This is a genomic window from Sphingomonas sp. BK069 (genome assembly GCF_014193405.1).
GTDB lineage: Bacteria > Pseudomonadota > Alphaproteobacteria > Sphingomonadales > Sphingomonadaceae > Sphingomonas.
Genome location: NZ_JACHZH010000009.1, coordinates 115,592 through 132,761 on the forward strand (window position 1 = coordinate 115,592; position 17,170 = coordinate 132,761).

At 67.0% G+C, this 17,170-nt stretch carries 20 protein-coding genes; all 20 read right to left on the reverse strand.

Annotated features, from left to right (window positions below):
* Window positions 1-10: 10 nt before the first annotated feature.
* Entirely contained in the window at window positions 11-1,477 is a 1,467-nt protein-coding gene (locus FHY02_RS19840; protein ID WP_183925492.1) for a conjugal transfer protein TraH, read from the reverse strand.
* Window positions 1,477-2,385, reverse strand: coding sequence for a conjugal transfer protein TraF (locus FHY02_RS19845; RefSeq protein WP_260173014.1), 909 nt, complete (start codon window positions 2,383-2,385; stop codon window positions 1,477-1,479). The genes FHY02_RS19840 and FHY02_RS19845 overlap by 1 nt, the downstream gene beginning before the upstream one ends.
* Entirely contained in the window at window positions 2,366-2,716 is a 351-nt protein-coding gene (locus tag FHY02_RS19850; protein WP_183925494.1) for a hypothetical protein, read from the reverse strand. Before FHY02_RS19850 ends, FHY02_RS19845 begins: the two co-directional genes overlap by 20 nt.
* A gap of 34 nt (window positions 2,717-2,750) precedes the next feature.
* Window positions 2,751-4,547 carry a conjugal transfer protein TraN gene (locus FHY02_RS19855; RefSeq protein ID WP_183925496.1) on the reverse strand — a complete coding sequence of 599 codons (1,797 nt, stop codon included), beginning with the start codon at window positions 4,545-4,547 and terminating at the stop codon, window positions 2,751-2,753.
* Complete coding sequence (trbC, locus tag FHY02_RS19860; protein ID WP_183925499.1) at window positions 4,548-5,291, reverse strand: type-F conjugative transfer system pilin assembly protein TrbC; 744 nt, start codon at window positions 5,289-5,291, stop codon at window positions 4,548-4,550.
* A 10-nt stretch (window positions 5,292-5,301) separates the two neighbouring features.
* The gene (traU, locus tag FHY02_RS19865) at window positions 5,302-6,318 is read right to left on the reverse strand and encodes a conjugal transfer pilus assembly protein TraU (protein ID WP_183925500.1); all 1,017 of its coding nucleotides are present in this window, start codon (window positions 6,316-6,318) and stop codon (window positions 5,302-5,304) included.
* Window positions 6,315-6,587: a hypothetical protein gene (locus tag FHY02_RS19870; RefSeq protein WP_183925502.1), complete on the reverse strand. Its 273-nt coding sequence runs from the start codon at window positions 6,585-6,587 to the stop codon at window positions 6,315-6,317. The genes traU and FHY02_RS19870 overlap by 4 nt, the downstream gene beginning before the upstream one ends.
* Window positions 6,584-6,856 (reverse strand): hypothetical protein, encoded by a 273-nt coding sequence (locus FHY02_RS19875; protein ID WP_183925504.1) that lies wholly within the window; start codon window positions 6,854-6,856, stop codon window positions 6,584-6,586. The genes FHY02_RS19870 and FHY02_RS19875 overlap by 4 nt, the downstream gene beginning before the upstream one ends.
* Window positions 6,856-7,494 carry a type-F conjugative transfer system protein TraW gene (gene traW / locus FHY02_RS19880; protein WP_183925506.1) on the reverse strand — a complete coding sequence of 213 codons (639 nt, stop codon included), beginning with the start codon at window positions 7,492-7,494 and terminating at the stop codon, window positions 6,856-6,858. The genes FHY02_RS19875 and traW overlap by 1 nt, the downstream gene beginning before the upstream one ends.
* Entirely contained in the window at window positions 7,491-8,039 is a 549-nt protein-coding gene (locus FHY02_RS19885; RefSeq protein ID WP_183925508.1) for a S26 family signal peptidase, read from the reverse strand. Before FHY02_RS19885 ends, traW begins: the two co-directional genes overlap by 4 nt.
* The gene (locus tag FHY02_RS19890; protein ID WP_183925510.1) at window positions 8,029-8,727 is read right to left on the reverse strand and encodes a TrbI F-type domain-containing protein; all 699 of its coding nucleotides are present in this window, start codon (window positions 8,725-8,727) and stop codon (window positions 8,029-8,031) included. Before FHY02_RS19890 ends, FHY02_RS19885 begins: the two co-directional genes overlap by 11 nt.
* The gene (locus FHY02_RS19895; RefSeq protein WP_183925512.1) at window positions 8,724-9,083 is read right to left on the reverse strand and encodes a hypothetical protein; all 360 of its coding nucleotides are present in this window, start codon (window positions 9,081-9,083) and stop codon (window positions 8,724-8,726) included. Before FHY02_RS19895 ends, FHY02_RS19890 begins: the two co-directional genes overlap by 4 nt.
* A gap of 5 nt (window positions 9,084-9,088) precedes the next feature.
* Entirely contained in the window at window positions 9,089-11,668 is a 2,580-nt protein-coding gene (gene traC, locus FHY02_RS19900; RefSeq protein ID WP_183925514.1) for a type IV secretion system protein TraC, read from the reverse strand.
* Window positions 11,665-12,714 carry a conjugal transfer protein gene (locus FHY02_RS19905; RefSeq protein WP_183925516.1) on the reverse strand — a complete coding sequence of 350 codons (1,050 nt, stop codon included), beginning with the start codon at window positions 12,712-12,714 and terminating at the stop codon, window positions 11,665-11,667. The genes traC and FHY02_RS19905 overlap by 4 nt, the downstream gene beginning before the upstream one ends.
* Window positions 12,711-13,583 carry a DsbC family protein gene (locus tag FHY02_RS19910; RefSeq protein WP_183925518.1) on the reverse strand — a complete coding sequence of 291 codons (873 nt, stop codon included), beginning with the start codon at window positions 13,581-13,583 and terminating at the stop codon, window positions 12,711-12,713. Before FHY02_RS19910 ends, FHY02_RS19905 begins: the two co-directional genes overlap by 4 nt.
* 272 nt (window positions 13,584-13,855) lie before the next feature.
* Complete coding sequence (locus FHY02_RS19915; RefSeq protein WP_183925520.1) at window positions 13,856-14,152, reverse strand: hypothetical protein; 297 nt, start codon at window positions 14,150-14,152, stop codon at window positions 13,856-13,858.
* Complete coding sequence (locus FHY02_RS19920; RefSeq protein ID WP_183925522.1) at window positions 14,139-15,482, reverse strand: TraB/VirB10 family protein; 1,344 nt, start codon at window positions 15,480-15,482, stop codon at window positions 14,139-14,141. The genes FHY02_RS19915 and FHY02_RS19920 overlap by 14 nt, the downstream gene beginning before the upstream one ends.
* A 3-nt stretch (window positions 15,483-15,485) precedes the next feature.
* Window positions 15,486-16,259 carry a type-F conjugative transfer system secretin TraK gene (locus tag FHY02_RS19925; protein ID WP_183925571.1) on the reverse strand — a complete coding sequence of 258 codons (774 nt, stop codon included), beginning with the start codon at window positions 16,257-16,259 and terminating at the stop codon, window positions 15,486-15,488.
* A 41-nt stretch (window positions 16,260-16,300) separates the two neighbouring features.
* Window positions 16,301-16,873: a type IV conjugative transfer system protein TraE gene (locus FHY02_RS19930; RefSeq protein WP_183925524.1), complete on the reverse strand. Its 573-nt coding sequence runs from the start codon at window positions 16,871-16,873 to the stop codon at window positions 16,301-16,303.
* Window position 16,874: 1 nt separating this feature from the next.
* A complete protein-coding gene (gene traL, locus FHY02_RS19935) occupies window positions 16,875-17,165 on the reverse strand; it encodes a type IV conjugative transfer system protein TraL (RefSeq protein WP_159512612.1) in 291 nt (96 codons plus the stop codon).
* Window positions 17,166-17,170 lie beyond the last annotated feature (5 nt).

The window sequence follows — 17,170 nt, forward strand, 5'->3', positions numbered from 1 at the left end:
CTCGCTGTCCTTAGTTGAGGCCCTGCGCGCTCAGCCCGCGCGAGAAGTTGAGCGATGCTGCCATCGCCGGCGACATGCTGTTCTGCAGCGTCGACTCGAGCATCACCGACTTGTTGATGAGAAAGATCGTCTGGTTGAGCGTGTCCTTCAGCTTGAAGTCGCGCTGTGCGTAGCGCTCGCGCGCGGCGCTAAGCTGGTCACGCCACATCTTGCCCATCTCGGCGTCCGGGGCCTGGACCTGAACGACCGACTGGCTGATCCGATCGAGCATGTTGTCGATCATCGCCGCGAGGAGGTTGACCGCGACGATTTCGGCAAGCGCGCTGGTTTCGCCCGGATTGAAGCTCTGGTGCGCCATCGCCTGCACCGCCAGCATCTTGTACAGCGGCAGCGACGTCATGTTGAGCAGCTGCTGCTCCTCGAGCGACAGCGCGGAGTCGGTGCGGATCTTCGAGTTGATCGACTCGATCAGCTTGTGGATCTTGGTGCGAAGGCCTTCCTGCACCTGAAGCGGCTGCTTATCGATCTCGAGGCACTTCAGATCCTCTTTGCACTTCAGCATATACAGCGGCGTCGTGCCGGCGCCGGTTGTTCCGTCGAGCAGCGCCGTGACCAGCGCCTCCTCGGCGGGGCCATAGAAGTCGACCGCCGCGCCGTCCTTCGCGTCGGGGTTGGTGACGATCGTGCCGACGAGCGTCATCAGATACTCGGAGAAGCCGGTGTCCATCGTGCCGAACTTGTTCGAGCGCTGGATCGCATCCCAGGTGTAGTTACGCGCCGAGCCGGGGATGTGCTCAGCCATTCGCGGATCATTGTTGGCAGCAAGCGTCGAGTCCGTCTTGTTGCCGGCACCGCACTCCTGCCGAGACCGCGCCCAGTCGGCGAACTTGCCCTGGTTGTTGCCGACCGCGGCGCAGATCGTCGAGCGTGCGCCGGCCATCTTCGGCCAGACCGAACCGACGAGACCCTGTGCCGCCTCGCACGAGGATATGTTCATCTGGTTCTGCAGCTGCGCCTTGTTCGACATGTTTTCCATGACCTTGCCGATCGCCGGCGAGACGCTGTCGATGGCGAGCTGAAAGGCGAAGCCGAGCGCGTTGTTGGCGGTCGCCTTCATCATGGCGACCATCTCAGCGCCGTTGATGAAGGAAAAGGAGCCGGTGAAGATGTCGATGCCGCCACAGCCGGCACGCACGCTGGGTAGCTGCAGATTGTAGGCCTGCACGCTCTTCTGCGGGAAGCGCGTCCAAACGTTACCCATCGAGTAATAGCCGGCGGTCTGCCCCTGATAGGCGCTCGGGCCGGTCACGTTCGCTGCACCACCAGCATCCTGGAAGAAGCTGTTCATCTGCCCGGCAACGTCGGCGCGCGCGATATCGACCGGGATCATGCTCGCGGCGCCGAGCACCGCGATCGCCGCGGCGGAGCGCCGCAGCAGCACGCGGATGCGAGAGGGACGGGGGAGGGGAGTGGACATCAGAAGTCCTCGCCGGGCTTGGTGTTGGTGAGCATGAAGATGCGCTCCATGATCTCGTCGGCGGACATGACGCCGAACCCGATGGGGACGGTCTTGCGGGTGACGGTGTCGAAGAGCACCAGCGCCGGCGTGGCGAGCGGCACGCCCATGCGCTGGCGTTGGCCGCTGTCGACGACGTAGTTGGGGAAGGAGCGGCTCGGCCCACCGTCGGTCGAGACCGCCATCACCGTCATGCGGTGGCTATCGGCGACCGAGCGCAGGATCGGCGAGAACACCTCACACGCGGCACAGCTCTGCGCGAAGAAGTAGAACATGCCGTAGCGCTGGCCGAGGCGCTCGAGCATCTGATCGCGGGTGGCGCTGCGGTTGTCGGACCAGGCGCGCTTGCCGAGCGTCGAGACCGGGCGCTGCAGCGTGTAGTCGATGTCGGGGTTCTGCCAGAGCGCGCGCTGCCACGTGTCGGAGAAGGTCGACGCGCGGTCGAGCTGCTCGCGCTGGTAGCGGACGTAGGCAATGACGTTCGCCTCGGTCGGCTCGAGGATCGCACGGTTCTTCAGCTCGTCGAGCTGGCGCGTGATCGCCTTCATGCGGTCGGTCGCGGACGCCTGCGCCTGCTGCGCGGCCTGAGGTGTCTTGGGCGCTGCCTTCGGGCGCTCGCAATAGAACCACTGCCCGAGCCGGCGCTGGCCGCAGTAGAAGTCGTCACCCTGCGCCGACGTGGCCGCGCTCGCCTCGAGGACCTCCGGCTGCGCCTGATCCTCGGCGGTGTCACCGTCGCCGGCGTCCGCCATGGCGGCCGACTGGAGATCCAGCGACTGCCCGGGCGCCGCGCTCGGCGCGGCCGCGGCGAGCAGCATGAGGAGCGTAGCGGCGAAGCCGCCGCGGCGGTTATCCCTGATCGTCTTCATCGTCATGCTCCCCGTCGAGCTCAATCATTGCGAGTTGGAGGACCGACATCATCCGCGCGACGTCGAGCATCTTGGTGCCCTGATCGAGCATGCGGACGATCCCGCGCAGGTGGCTGCGGCCGTGCTTGCGACCCTTGATCGTGGCGCGCATGCCTGTCGGGCGGCGGACCAGCCAGCCGGCGTCGACCATGCGCGGGAAGGAGCGCTCGATCTCGCCGGGGTCGACGTCGCACTGGAACCAGTGTCCGATCGTCTGCGCGACCTCGCCGGCCGAGGTGCCGCGCGACGAGCGGTGGATCCGCAGGAAGATCGCAAGGTCGAGCACCGACATGTCGACCGTGCACGGTCCCCCCGGACCGTCCGCATCATTTGCCCCCGTGAAGGTCATAATACCCCTGAATCTTTTGCTGGATGTCGGTCATTACGCTGACCTCGTCCGGCAGCTTGGCGGCGTCCATGAACTCGGCGTAGACCTCGGAGAAATCCATCTTCGACAGATCGAGGCGTTGGAACTCCTCGATGGTGAAGCCCTTGCAGGTTTCGTCCTTTGGCTTGCCCCATGGTTTGTTGATCTGCTCGCGACCCTGCTCCTGCAGGATGCGGGAAAGCTTGCTGCCGAAGCAGCAATAGGCGTCCTTGGACGTGACGCAGATGCCGAGCACCTTGTCCGAGCAGTAGGAGCCGACCTTGTGGCAGAGCCCCTTGTCGTCCTTCTCGTCGAGCTGCTTCTCGGCCGAGCTGCACAGCCACGGCGTCAACAGCGGCACGCCCTTGCCCGAGCAGCAATTCGACGCGCCGAAGATCTTCTTGTTGCAGGTGCCCCGCTCGCCGGAGAACACGGTGAGCTTGTCGGGATCGAACTGTGCACCGGCGTCACCGATCGCGTGGAGCGCCACCAGCGCGTCCTTGAACTCGGTCGAGGCCTCGCGCTCTATCTGCTCACAGTCGCCGTTGATGCAGTAGACGTCGTTGCCGCAGACGTACTGCTTGTCGGTCGATGCGGGATCGTCGGGCAGCGGGCAGCTGTAGACGCGTTGCGACACCTTGCACGCACCGTCTCTCGGATCGTCGAGGCACTCGTCGCGCAGGAACTTGCATTGCGCGTTAGTGTCGAGCGCGCTGCAATCGCTGGCCGGCTGGATGCGCTGGCAGGTGAAGGTGCGCGACCACGCCCAGCAGCTCTGGGTGACCGGCACTCCTTCGATGGTGCGCGTCTCGGGACCCTCGGTGCAGACCTCGGCGGTCTGCGCCGTGCAGCTCGTATCCGAGGCGAGCGCGGGGCAGGTGCCCTCGCTGCGCGTGACCGACACGCTGGTCTCGCCTTCCTTCTTCACGAAGACGGTGTTGGTCTTGAAATTCCAGTGCGACGGGATCTCGCCCTGCGGGATCTCGGTGGAGCAGGAGTAGAGCTGCGCGGTGCCGCTCTGCTTGCTCTTACAGTATTTGCGGTAATCCTCGACGTTCGTGCCACCCGCACCGAGGTCGATCTGTGCGTCGCAGACGTGCTTGGAGACCGGCTCCGCGCGGCAGACACCGGACGCGACCTTCGCCTGCATCGTGCTGTTGCGGGCGAAGCCCATCGCTTCCTGCTTGTCCGGCGTGGCACCGTAGTAGAACCAGCGCGAGGTGTTCACGACGTGGGGGACCATGGTGCCGCGGCAGGTCTCGTTGGCTTGGGTGACCTTGGAGCCCTTGTTGCAGGTTGCCTCGTAATAGCCCTTCGATCCGACCGACGGCGGAAGCGCGGTGCAGGTGCCGTTCGAACCACTGAGGTCCTGGCCGCCGAGATAGGTGTCGGGATCGGTCTCGATCGCGGTGCCGCGCGAGGTTGCCGCGAGGATCTCGGCGTTGCTGAAGCTCGGTCGGGTGCCGGCCTTGTCGACGACGGTGCCATAGGCGTCGTTGGTCGGCGCGGCCGACTTGCCGTCCATCGTCAGCTTGTCGGGATCGTCGAAATAGACCTTCTCGGGCAGGTCGGTGCCACCGTAGCCGGGCAGCTCCTGCAGCTTGGCGTCATTGGGCAGCAGGCTCTCGTCCGCGGCCATCGCCTTGGCCATGGCGTTACCTTCCTGGCGCGCCTGCTCGATCGTCGTCTGCGCGATGACGCCGCTGGCGCCGCCCGCGATGACGGCGAGGAAGAGCGAGGCGGTGAGGCGCTTCACCTACGCCCCCTTCCCCATGTTGCGCAGCGCCACGGATGCGACGCCGGCGCCGGGGCCGCGGCCGTCGACAAAGGTGTCGAGCACATAGCGCACCGACACGTTGCCGGTGATGCGATCGAACGCCGGCACGGCGGTGCGGCAGTTGAGGCCGGAGCACAGGTCGAAGTCGGAGGAGACCGCGACATAGGTCGGCACCGCCTGCACGTCGAAGGCACGGAACAGGCGCGGGTCGATGCCGACGTTGGAGAGCTGGTCCTTCTCGGTCACGACCTTGCCGAGCGCCTCGCTGAACGCCTTCATCGAGTTGTTCGGGAAGCCGCGGAACACGACCACACCGCCCGCCTTGGCTGTATCGGCGATGAGCTGACGCAGCGCTGGCACCGGCATCGACAGGCTGGCGAAGGCGATGAACTGCGGCGCGTCACCGCGGCCGGTCGACGACACATTTTGGCTGGCGCCCTTGATGATCTCGTCGAAGTCGAACGCGCCGTCGCCGTTCATCGGCAGATCGGCCTTGGCGAGCTCGGTGAGGTTACTGGTCGCCTTAGCCTGCACCGCGATCGCTTCCTCGCGGAAGGCATCGCCGCGGTTGCGGACCTGCGCGGCGAAGGTCTCGGCATCACCCTGCATGGCGGCCGAGCGGCGCTTGATCGCCTCGAGGTCGAGCCCGTCGACCGTCTGCGCGATGGCCTGGATGCCGGCGAGCCCGGCGATCCCGGCAGCGACAAGGAGGAAGCGGCGCATCAGGGTCTCCTCACAGCACGCAGCAGTTGCGCTTGCGCCAGACGAGGTAGCCCATGTCCTCGCCCTTCACGGGGTAGGAGCGGCCTGCCTGCGGCGGCATCGTCGACGCGCCGAGCGGCGAGCATGCCGCCTTGCCGCTGACGGTCGGGATCGGGTTGGTCATCTGGACGCGGTATTGCTGCTTCTTCAGCACCGGCATCGGGTACTTATTGCACAGGCCCTTGGAGCCCATCGTCCCCCAGGCGAGGCCCTCGCGGTGGATCTTGAACGCAAAGCGGGCGAGCGCGAGGCGCGATGCCTGCACGTGACCGATCGAAGCGGCGATGTTGCCGTTAACCGGGTACATCGGACCCTGACAGCCAGCGCACCAGAAGGTGGCGTCGAGCGGCAGCTTGGCGGTGGACGCGATGCAGTCGCCCGCGCACGCGGCTTGCGCAATCGGCGAGGAGAAGAGCACCGCTTCCGGGTTGATGAGCGCGGTGAGCGAGTCATCCTGCCAGAGCGGGTCGACCTCGGTCATGTAGGCGATGTCGAACGACGACTGCTCGAAGCAGGCGAAATCGGCGAGGATCTCCATCCAGTAGAGCAGCGGGTAGACGTACCAGTGGACATGCCACTTGGACGTGTTCGCGCCGTTGCCGCCGGTTAGCGAGGGACCGGAGAGCTGGCCCTGCCCGATGTCGAAGCCGGGCGAGATCTTGGTCCCACCCAGGTTCACGAAGCACCACGGCTTGGTCGATACGTCTGCGAGGCGGACCGGCTCCCAGAAGCCGGCCGCGATGCCGATGCGCGGAACGGGCGAACCGCAGGCGCAGACCGGCAGGTTGGGGTTGTCGGTGTCGGGTCGATTGCTCGGCCAGATCTTTAACCCACCCACCGAGAGCGGGAACAGGCAGGACCAGCAGACATCGGTGATCGGGTTGACGAACTTGCCGGTGCACTTCGACTGCGCCTCCGCGCGCGGGCTCAGCACCGCCGACAGGGCGAAGGCAAAGAGAGCGAGGGTGAGGAGGCGCAGCGCCTTCACGACCGGGTGCTCCGCTGCGTGGCCAAGCGACGGCTCGTCCAGACGTAGGCCACCAGCAGCACGGCCGCGTGGGCGCCGATCATCGTCATCGTGCTCGTGGTGACCTCGGGCGTTGCCAGTCCAAGACGCTCCGCGATGAGGCGAAGGAGGACGACACACACGAAGGTGAGATGGATAACGTTGTACCACCCGAGCCAGACGACAACGGCCTCGAAGGCGCGCAGCCGTTTCAGGGCAGCTTCGTCGTTCAAGGGCGGAAGATTGCTCATGCCTCCTCCGACACCGCAGCCGCGAGGAAAGCGTTGTCGGCGCGGTTCTTCCGGAACACGTAGAGCGTCGTGTGGAGTGCGGTTACCGCCAGTAGGGCGGCCACCGCAAACGACGCTGCCCGGCCGAACAGCTGCACCAGCGTGCTGATCGACAGCACGCCGAGCGCGGAGGCGACGCAGAGCACCTGAAAGGTCCGGCGCATGCCGCGCAGCTCGTCGGTTTCGGGCGCGGCCATCGGCGTCTTCATCATGTCGAGCCAGAGCGGCATCAGCTGTTCCCTTTCAGCTTGATCTCGGAGAGCTTCATGACCCGGCCGTCCTGGACGGCGACCGCGGGGGTGTGGCGGATGCCGAGCTTGCCGGTCAGCCGGCCCTCCTGGTCGAAGTAGAAGCGGCGCTGACGCTGGGTCATCTCATCGATCGGCGAGCCGCTCACGAGGATGATCTTGGCCTTGAGGTCGCTGTATGTCGTGGTCGCCCACGCCATCTCGGCGTCGTTGTCGCCGTCGACGAAGACGAGCGCCTGAGTGACGGCGGTAAAGTCGAGCGGGTTCACCGTCTGCCCGCGGCGCGCGATGTAGTTGCCCTTCTGATCCTGCACGTCGCGTTCGATCGTGATCGTGGGATCGTAGGCCCAGGTGCGCGCCTCCGACGCCGGCGTGATGCCCGCGACCGGCTTGGGCCGGCGAACGCGCGCTTCGGTCCGCTTGGCGAAGGCGGCGTTCATGCGGTCAATCTCGCCGTCCGCCTGCAGGCGCTGCAGCTTGGCCTCGATCGTCGCCAGCAGGTCGGGCTCCACGATCGGGAAGACCTGGCCGACCACGCCGTGATCGCGCGCGCGGGTCGCCGAGGTCAGCGATATCGAGAGCAGCGCCACGATGGCGACGGACTCGAGCGCGCGCTTCACAGGATCGGCTTTCCAACGCCGACGATCGCGGCGGTGCAGGCATAGCCGATCGCGGCATAGCGGCTGTCGAAGCCGTCCTTGTGCGGACTGCCGACGAAGTAGCAGCCACGCGGGATCACGCCCGTCGGCCCGGGCACGAGACGCTCGCCGAACTTGCTGACGGGCTTCATGCGCGCCACGAGCTTGCCCGCGACGATGACGTCGGCACCTCGATGCTCGACCAGGTCGCCGGGCATGCCGTAGACGATCTTGCCGAACATCTGCTTCTTGGCGCCGAAGTGGCGCACCACCAGCGGCGCCTTGGGCGGCACGAAGAACACGTACTCGCCCCGCGCGGGCCTCGCGGTCTTGTGGATCACGAAGGCCCAGTTGGGCAGCGATTGCGAGGAGTTGATGAGCAGCGCGTGGTTCTCGCGCCAGCTCGCCAGCGCGTTCAGCGACAGCCCACCTACCGTGAAGAGCCCGAGCGCCGCCCACAGCCGCTTGCGCGGCCGGAAGCGCTCGCCGGCGACCGGCGCCGAGAGGGCAACAGCCTTACTGGCCACCGGGACCACCGAAGGTCGAGACGCTGGCGCCCTGAGCCGCCATGTCGGGCGCAGGCGCTGCAACGCCCGCGTCGACCGTCGGCATCGGTCCGAACGGCGAGTCCGGCGATACGGCGGTCGGCGCCTGTGCGAGCTCGACCGGCGATGGCGCCGCGGCGGGCGCGACAGGCGCGATCGGTGCCTGGCCGCGCAGCATCGCACCCATTTGGGTCGGCGAGGCCGCCTGCGGCACCTTCACGCCCGAGGCATAGACCGCCTTGGCGACCTCGGCGGTGATGTCGGGCACGCTCTTCGAGAGCACGGCCTCGCCGACGAGCACCACCTGGCCAGCGGCGCCGCGGCGCTGCAGCTCGCCGTCGAGCGACGCCATGAAAGTCCGCATCTGCGACTGGACCTGCTCGGGCGGGGTCGCGCTGCGCGCCTGCGCCTGGACGTACTCGCCGACGATTTTGGACAGGTCCGCCTTGACGATGTGCTGCGGCTTCTCCGCAGTCACCGCCTTGGTGATCCACATCGCCCAGACGAGCGCAACGAGGAGAGCCGTGCCGAGGAGCAGCTGCTGCGCGGTGTAGCCGGCGAAAACGGCGCGGCGTGAGGGCGCGATCGTGGCGGATACGGGCGTCGGGGCGGGGGCCGCGGTGGCAGGCTGAGGCGTGATCGGCGCACTCAAATCGTTATCGTCGGTCATGCGCGCGGCTCCTTGGCGGCCGGATCACGCGGCAGGATGGCGTGACGGCGAAAGAAGATGAGCGCGCCCGACACGATCATGTGGACGATGCCGACGGTGATCTTGAACTGGTCGACGCGCGCGGGGCCTGCCGCGAGGTAGCGGCTGGTCATGTTCTCGAGGTGGTTCATCATGCCGTCGAGCGAGAAGCCGCCCAGCACGAGGAAGAAGAGGACGAACACGCCCCACGTCATCAGCAGCGTGGTGGCGAGGAAGCCTGCCATGTGCAGGCCGAAGTAGAGCAGAAAGCCGGCATCGGTGCGCGCGGCGGGCCTGGGCGGCGAAAGTGGTACGATGCGATCGGGATGCGTTGCCATGAGGGTCACTCCGCGGCGATCGGGAGCTGGTCGTCGGCGACGTCGCTCCACTTCTCGGGGTTCTCTGGGTAGGCGACGCGCTCGATCGCCTCTTCCATCGTCAGGCCCTGGTGCAGCAGGTCATGGATGGCCGCGAAGGTGCGCGGCGAGGACGAGAAGACGGTCGCCGAATAGGGATCGAGCACGAGGCGACCGACCGCCATCGACTCCGGACCCTTGATGAGCACATCGGAATATTCGACGCCGTTGCGCTTCAGCGAGCGCATCAGCGCGTCGGTGTGATCGTCCATCTCAAAGCGGTCGTGCTTCTTGAAGTCTGCGATGGTCTCGGCCTTCTGTTGCAGCACGACGAACCAGTCGCTGTTCTCTAGCGCCGCCTTGGAGCCGTCCGACTTGTAATAGTCGTTGATGCTCTGCGTGGCGGTGACGAGCGACGCACCGTACTTGCGGCAGGTACGCGCATAGGCCTCGATAAAGTCGGCCATGGAGCCGCCCTTCAGCATCTGCCACGCCTCGTCGAGGAGCAGCGCCTTGGGCACCGAGCGGTCCTCACGGCGCATCGCCTGGCTCGCCATGAACATGATCGCGGTGAGCGCGACCGAGCGGAGCTCCTCGCGCGAGGACAGGTCCGATAGCTCGAAGACGGTGAGGTTCGCCTTCAGCTCAAATGACACGTCGCCGGTGAAGAACCGGCCATAGGTGCCGGCGCTCGAGAACGGCCGCATAGCGATGCCGAGATCGGTCGCGACCGGATTGCCGGTCTCCTCGAGCGCGGCGATCACATCGTCGATGCAGCCGCTGCGCCCTTTCTCGGCCCAGACCTTGTTGATTGCGCCGTCGATCAACCCGCGCTCGGTGTCGTTGAGCTTGTCGATGTGGCGCGCCATCTGGTTCACAATGCTTTTCAGCATCGCGAAGCAGTCCATGAGGTAGTCCTCGTCCTGCCCCGCGAGCGTCGGATCGATCATGGCGAAGGGGTTGATGCAGAAGCCCGATGCCATCGTGAACTCGACGAAGGCACCGCCCTGCAGCTTGGCCGAATGCTCAAAGGAGCGGCCGTCGTCGATCACGACGACCTTGGCGCCGGCACCCACCATCGAGGCACACAGCTCCTGCAGCGCGACCGACTTGCCCGAGCCCGACTTGCCGCACACCGCGACATTGTGGTTGCCGGCGCTGTTCTCAAACGGCGACCAGAAGAAGGGCTGGCCGCGGCGACCGACCAGCATGAGGTGTGGTTGGTTGCCGCCCAGATACTCGCCCTGCATCGGCATGAGGCTGGCCGCGGTGGTGGTCAGCACCGTGCGCATGCGCTTCATGTTCTTGAGGTCGAACGACAAGCCATTGGCCATCGTCATCGGCATGGCGGCAAGCAGGCCCTGGATCTGCAGGTAGCGGTCGTCGAGCAGGTCCCAGCCCGCGGCGCGGTACACCGACTTCAGCGTCCGCTCGTTCGAGTCCCCCTTGCCCTTCGGGCTGAACGAGGTGACCGAGTAGAAGGCCTGCACGAGCTTGCGGCCTTGGCGCAGCTCGTCCTTCACGAACTTCCACTCGGCCGACTGGTCCTTCAGCTGCGGCAGCATGCGCGCCGACTTGGAGTCCGCGAGGCTGGTGGTGCGCATGAATTTGCGACCGGCGCGCTGCCCCTCGGCCTCCGCGTCGGGGAAGTCGAGGCACAGGTTGGTCGAGACCGGGCAGGGCATGCGCAGCTTGTCGGCGAACATGTCACCGATGAGCTTGGCCATGTCCCATGGCGCCCAGCGCTGCGGCAGGTTGCGTACCGAGAAGGAGCGCACGTCGAACGTATCGGGATAGATCTCGCCAATCTCGGGCGCATCATCGACCGTCTTGCCGGTTGGCCGGAAGCGCTCGGTCCGAAGCAGGATGCGATCCGGCTCGATCTTCATCTCGAGGTCGTGACGCACCGCCTGGTCGGCGATCGGATCGAACGGATTGTAGGAGATCATGTCGTCGCCCGGCGCCGTCGTCGGCGAGGTCAGGTCGTCGATCCAGGTGATGAGCGCCTTGGGATCCATCGGCCGCGAGTGGACGCCGATCGATTCCAGGGTCGAGGCGAGCCCCTCCATGACGGAGACGATCTCCTCGTTGGAAACGCGGCTGGTTTCCGGGGTCGAGTAGGAGAGCGCGAGGCGATGATTGCGCATGTGGAAGGGCGCGGCGGTCGACAGCGAGTTCCACACGCCGTCGAGAAGATAATCGGTGCGGTGCTTGGCCATGCGCTCGTAGACGCCAGCCGCGGAGAAGCGCGGCAGATACCATTTGGAGAGCAGCTCGCTGATGCGCGGGCTCATCCAGCCATGCACCTGCAGCGCGCCGGGCGTCGGGATGCCCTCCGACAGAAACTGCGCGAGCATCTCGTGGCTCTGCTCGGTCGCGCCCATCATGGGCGTGCATTCAAGGACGAAGCCGCGCGTGCCGCTGTTGTAGAAGATCTGGGTCTTCGGATCGTAGCTCCGATACGGCAGCCAGTGGACGAACCGCGGCACCGCGGTATCGGGACGCCCGCCCTCGGGCTTGGCGCTATCGCCGAGGATCGTCGCCAACAGGCCGCTCAGGAAGCTCATTGATCGACTCCAGGGAACGAGGGCGCGCGCAGCACCGGGATGACACCGTTTACCTTCGCCGCCTCACGCGCTTCCGGCTCGACCCGCGCGAGACCGGCGCGGATCGCGGGGTTGGCGCTGACTGCCGCGAGTGCCGTGCGACCGGCCTGGGTGGCGTGCGTCGGAACCGTGATCGCCGACGTCGCCGTTGGCGCCGTCGCAGGGCGGGCAGATGCGGAGGGCGAAGGGGTGGCAGGTTTGGGGGTGCCGACCGCCTGCGTCGTGGCCGTGCGCGCCTGTGGCGCGGTTGGGGAAGGGCGCGGCGTAGGAGTGATCGCGCGAGCGCTGGTCGGCGCCGCGGGAACAGCGATCGGCGCACGCGGCTGACGATAGACCGGCGTCGTCGAGGCCGGCATCCGACGCGGATTGCGCGCAAGCTGGCGGGCGACCTGATCCTTGATGTTGCCGACCGGGTCGACCGGCGCGCGCGCCGCGGCAACCGCGGCCGCACTCGGCATGTCGGGATCCACGCCCACGTCCGTATCGCCGGTGATCGGAGGATCCGCGCGGTCGACCGCTGCGAGGAGCGTGTCGCCACCTGCCGCGCTCGCGACCTCGGCCGGCGTGGTGGCGACGGCGTTGCTGGCGAGCTCGCGCTGCCACTCGCCGCGCTGAACCACGGCATGGATCGCGGTCTGCTCGCGCAGGCGCCCCGCGGCGTCGATCTGCGCCGGGAAGACGATGCGCAGGACGCGCTCCTGGCTGCGCGCCGGCGTGGCCGCGGCGGACTGGAAGCCGCCCGCAACGTTGCGGGCCGCGATGCTCTGGCCGCCGCGATCGTCTGTCGCCGGCGCGCTATAGGGACCGGCCGGCGTAATCATGCGGTCGCCGTCCTCGCCTGCGATCATCGCCAGCGCGCGATCGTCGATGGTCGAGCTCGGCGCGCAGATGCCGTCCGGCGCGATGCACGAGAAGTTGCCCTTGATGTTGCCGCCCAGCGTCGTGCAGCTGGAAAGGCCGGTGCCGGCGAGAATGAGCGCGAGCGCTCCAAGCTTGGTGGGCGTCACGACCGTCCTCCCTCGATGAAGGCGGCCAGCGCCTCCTTGGGCCGGTAACCCTCGATCATCGCACCGTCGGATCGGACGATGACGGGGGTGCCGGAGAGTCCATGCGCGCGCGCGAACTTCTCGTTGGCGTCGAGGCCCGAGGTGTCGCACGTGCCGGCGTTGCGCAGCGGCTCGCCGGCGTAGGCCTGGTGCAGCGCCTCCTCACGGTTCTTGGCGCAATAAACCTGATTGGCGAGGTCGCGGCTCCCGAGCACCGAGATCGGCCGCTCCACGACGCGCACGTTCATGGTGCGCAGCGTGTTGGAGAGCGCACGGCAGTAGCCGCAGCGGAAGTCGCTGAAGACGGTGACCGTCTTGCCGGCCGACTTGCCCCACACGATCGCGCCGGTTGCCGGCAGGCTCGTGAGCGAGAGGTGCTGTGGCGACGCGGGTGCCGAGGGCGACGCGCCGGCACCGCGCGTCAGCGGCGCCTCGTCGCTGCTGGCCGCGTTGTTGGCCTTGGCCGCCCCGCCGATGAGGGTGTCCGGGTTGATCTCGAGGAGGCGGGTCGCGGTGAGGTCCTGCCGCGTCTCCATGTCGTAGACCCGGCCGATCATGAGGTAGCGGCCGGAGCGGTCGACATAGAAGAGGTTGCTGCCCGCGGTCACCTCGCAGAGCCCATCGACCACGCCGCAGTCGACCTTGGAGACGGTGGTCCGCGGCAGACGCGCCTTGAGAAGCGCGGCAACCTTCTCGTTCGACGGCGCCATGATGCCAAGGTCGGCCGCGGCGCCCGCAGCACCGACGCCAACGACAGCGGCACAGCCTGCGATGGTCGCGATGAAGCGGGGACGAAGACGCCAGAAGGCGATGTAATCAATGGCGGACATGGACAGCTCCCAGGATTCCGATCGATCGAAGATGAGCGGCGATCGGCAGCAGGATGCGAGCCGGCTGGAGAGCCACGTCGGCGCTGCGCGATAGCCCTACCGCTGCGGCCGTGGCGCTTTCAGAACAGGGGGCCACGGAATGGCCGGCTGACCGGAGGCCGCCATAGGCCTTCATCGCCGCCACGCTCGCCACGGCAACTAGCGCCGCGAAGACGGGGATCTGGACCAGGCTGTTGGCGAAAAACGCCCGACTAAGTCGGCGCATTCGCTGCTTAGTTGCGGACATGGACAGCTCCCGGGATCCGGATCGACGGAAGATGAGCGGCGATGGGCAGCAGGATGCGAGCCGGCTGGAGAGCCGCTTCGGCGCTGCGCGACGGCGTCCCTGCGGGTGTCGTCGTGCGGCCCTCCGAGCAGGGAGCCATGGAATGGCTGCCTGACCGCATGCCGCCAAAGGCCGTCACGCCGACGAGGGCAGAAAGCGCGATGACGAGCCCGTAGACGATGATGAGATGCGGGCTCATGAAGCCTTCGAAGCGGCCTCGAGCACGGCTGTCAGTTGCGGACATACACACCCTCCAGGAAGACGATCTCGACGTCGACGCCGGTCGGCATCTCGATGACGGGCTGGTACTGCTCGGCGCGCTCGATCAGGTACTTGGAGACCATGTCACCGGCCTCGCCGATGCCGTTGCCGACACCTCCCTGTGCGATGTCGCCGAGCCCGAGCTGCTGGCGCTTGCCGTTAGCGAGCACGACATTGCCGGGCTGCAGTGCGATGTTGGTGTTGGCCGCGAACCCGCGTCCGATCCCGCCGACGAGCCCGGCGAGGAAGGCCTGGCTCACCAGCGAGCCCTCGCGGCTGACGACGCGCCCCCGCACGCCGGTCTTGCCGCCGAACGCGATGAAGCCCTTCACCTCGGACTCCGCATAGCGGCCGCCCGGCTGCGGGCAGGTCATCTTCTGCAGCTTGATGTAGACCTTCTCGCTCGACAACTCGCCGCGCGCGGCGCCGTTGATGAGGCAGCCCTGGATCTTGGTGGTGAGCAGCTTGCCGTTCTGTAGCACCGAGCGCGCCGGCCCAGTGATGCGCAGCACGACCGGCAGCGGGTCGGTCTGGCTGTTCACGCCCGCCGCGGCGTCGACGCCGACGATGACCTTGGCGGTCGCGAAGCTGTTCGCGGGCAGGTAGTTGGGGCTGTCGGTGTAGACCGTGCTGCCCTTGGCGATCTTGGACGCAGTGCCGCGATCGGTGGAGCTGAACGACACCATCTTCACTTCGCTCAGGCGAGGTGCGGACAGGTCCGGACCGGCAGCCGGCGCGCCGGCGCCACGGCCGTACACCGCGGCGCTGCCCGGGCCGTACATTGCTTGCGGACCGGCCGGGACCGGGGGCGGGGTTGCGGCGCGCTCGTTGACCTGCCGGCGCAGCTGCTCGTTCTCGGCCTGGTAGGCGGAGAGCACGCGCTGGCCATCGGCCGACATCGACTGGTTCTGCGCCCGCATGGCGTCCAGCTGTTGGGAGAGCTGCGCTACCCGTGCATTGGTGCCGTCGACGCTCTTCAGCTGGTTCTCGGCCGACTGGAAGCGGTTCTCCGAAAGCGCCATCCACTCCTGCTCGGAGAGGGTCTTGTTGGCCATGTCGCTAACCGAGACCTTCACCTGTTCGGGCTTGTCCGGGTCGACCTTCTTGGCGCCGTCCTCACCGCCGAAGATCCAGAACGAGGAGGCGACCAGGCCGACCGCACCGACCCCGGCAAGGAGCATGCGCTGCTTCTTCTTGGTTTCGGTGTTGCCGTCGAGCTCGGAGGCGATCGGCGAGACGCCGTCGCCAGCCGCGCCGGCCTCCGGGCCGTCGAGCGGCTTGCGGCTGCGCGAGAAGATGTCCTTCAAAGCCATGGCTTAGTTTCCATTCCGCGAGACGAGGTAGGCGGTCGTGACCCGACCCGGCGCGAGCTTGGGCTCGGCGATCGAGACGGCGAGGGCGCTCGACGGCGCGACCTGCGCCTCTGTCAGGACCTTTTCCTGCGAGCCCTTGTTCTCGATGCGCAGCACGCGGCCGGTCAGCGCCTCGCCGCGGTACTCCGAGATCATCTGGACCTTGAGGTCGCCGACGTAGACCGGCTTCAAGGAGCGCTGGCGCAGTTCGTAGCCGTCGACCGACTTGTTGGCGTACATCGCCTGCACCAGCGACACCGCGGCATCCTCGGGCGACGAGGCGGCCGCGACCTTGGTCGGCGCCGCCTCGACCGCATCCGCCTTGGCGATCGCGGGGTTGGAGAGGAACACCTGCACCGCCTGGTCGCCGGCGATGCGGCAAGCGAACTTGTAGACGTAGCCGCGCTTGGACGTGCCGAAGAACGACAGCGTCTGGCGGTTGAAGCCCTCCGGCACCGACAGGTAGATGTCGCCGCGCACCGGCTCGTTGACGACCGAGAAGTCGTCGGACGGGTTGCCAGTGTTGATCTTGGACACGCCGGCGAACTCGTCGCCGACGAGGCTGATGCGGGTGAGGTCCTTGGCCGAGGCGGTGCAGGCGACCTGCGCACCGTCCGCTACCATCAGCGTCTGGTCGCCAGCCGCGAAGGCGGGAGCCGCAAAGACGAAGACGGCGATGGCGATGAGCGCAGCGCCGGCAACGCGGCTGAGCCAGCACATCGTCCGCGAGGCGAGCATCGTGCCGAGTGCGGCGCTGCCGAAGGCGTAGAGCGAGGCGGTCACAGCGCGCCTCCCAGCTTGCCCTTGGGCTGGACCATGCTGAAGCCGACCAGCTTCAGGCTCATGCCCGAATATTCCCAGTCGTAGACGAAGGTGCGCGGCTCGCTCGAGACCACCTTCTGGCCGACCACGGTGCTGAGCTTGCCGGTCACGGTCGACTGCAGGTGCTTGGCGTCGATCTCCATGCCCTCAAGCGTGAAGAACTGGCTCATGCTCGAGCCGCGCTGCTCGCTGACGATCTTGAGGAGGTCGGCCTTGATGGCGCCCTGCGACTTGGGGGAGACGATCGCGAGGACCGACTTCATCCAATAATCCAGGCTACCCGGGGACCGGTTGAGCGTCAGCACCGCTGTGTCGCGGGTGACCAGCTCGAGATACTCGCGCGACACGCCGGAGCTGGAGACGGTCACCGGCGATCCAAGGACCGGCTGCAGGACGATCTCGCGGCTGCGCGTCGCGGACATAAGGAGGAGGAGCGCGACGGCGCCGGCCAGCAGAAGGGCGGTCATGCCGAGAAGATTGCGCTGGCGAAGGACGCGCTGGCTCTGCGCGTGCTGGTAGGAGAAATCCATGTCAGCCCACCATCAGTCGGAGGTAGGAAGGTGGCGTGGCCTTGAGCGACGGGAACCCGCCGGGCAGGTGCCAATACGCCAAGTGGATCAGCCACGAAGTCGCCCGTCCGGCCTTGGCACGTCGAAGCGCCCACCATCCCAAGACGGCCAAGCCGATCCCGATGACGATGTGTTGGGACAGGATCCCCCAGGTGAAGGGGATGACCATCGCGAGGAACTCGTCCAGCGTCCAAAAGCCGATGAGCTCAGGATCGTCGAGGTGCGATGGGATCACGTACTTGTCGGCTGACATCACGC

Excerpts from the sequence above, each read along its gene's own strand:
- FHY02_RS19925 (WP_183925571.1), bottom strand. The coding sequence starts at position 16,259 with ATGCTCGCCTCGCGGACGATGTGCTGGCTCAGCCGCGTTGCCGGCGCT.
- FHY02_RS19930 (WP_183925524.1), bottom strand. The coding sequence starts at position 16,873 with ATGGATTTCTCCTACCAGCACGCGCAGAGCCAGCGCGTCCTTCGCCAG.
- FHY02_RS19910 (WP_183925518.1), bottom strand. The coding sequence starts at position 13,583 with ATGTCCGCCATTGATTACATCGCCTTCTGGCGTCTTCGTCCCCGCTTC.
- FHY02_RS19890 (WP_183925510.1), bottom strand. The coding sequence starts at position 8,727 with ATGACCGACGATAACGATTTGAGTGCGCCGATCACGCCTCAGCCTGCC.
- FHY02_RS19895 (WP_183925512.1), bottom strand. The coding sequence starts at position 9,083 with ATGGCAACGCATCCCGATCGCATCGTACCACTTTCGCCGCCCAGGCCC.
- traL (WP_159512612.1), bottom strand. The coding sequence starts at position 17,165 with ATGTCAGCCGACAAGTACGTGATCCCATCGCACCTCGACGATCCTGAG.
- FHY02_RS19915 (WP_183925520.1), bottom strand. The coding sequence starts at position 14,152 with ATGTCCGCAACTGACAGCCGTGCTCGAGGCCGCTTCGAAGGCTTCATG.
- FHY02_RS19875 (WP_183925504.1), bottom strand. The coding sequence starts at position 6,856 with ATGCCGCTCTGGCTCGACATGATGAAGACGCCGATGGCCGCGCCCGAA.
- FHY02_RS19840 (WP_183925492.1), bottom strand. The coding sequence starts at position 1,477 with ATGTCCACTCCCCTCCCCCGTCCCTCTCGCATCCGCGTGCTGCTGCGG.
- FHY02_RS19850 (WP_183925494.1), bottom strand. The coding sequence starts at position 2,716 with ATGTCGGTGCTCGACCTTGCGATCTTCCTGCGGATCCACCGCTCGTCG.
- traC (WP_183925514.1), bottom strand. The coding sequence starts at position 11,668 with ATGAGCTTCCTGAGCGGCCTGTTGGCGACGATCCTCGGCGATAGCGCC.
- FHY02_RS19845 (WP_260173014.1), bottom strand. The coding sequence starts at position 2,385 with ATGAAGACGATCAGGGATAACCGCCGCGGCGGCTTCGCCGCTACGCTC.
- FHY02_RS19920 (WP_183925522.1), bottom strand. The coding sequence starts at position 15,482 with ATGGCTTTGAAGGACATCTTCTCGCGCAGCCGCAAGCCGCTCGACGGC.
- FHY02_RS19870 (WP_183925502.1), bottom strand. The coding sequence starts at position 6,587 with ATGAGCAATCTTCCGCCCTTGAACGACGAAGCTGCCCTGAAACGGCTG.
- trbC (WP_183925499.1), bottom strand. The coding sequence starts at position 5,291 with ATGCGCCGCTTCCTCCTTGTCGCTGCCGGGATCGCCGGGCTCGCCGGC.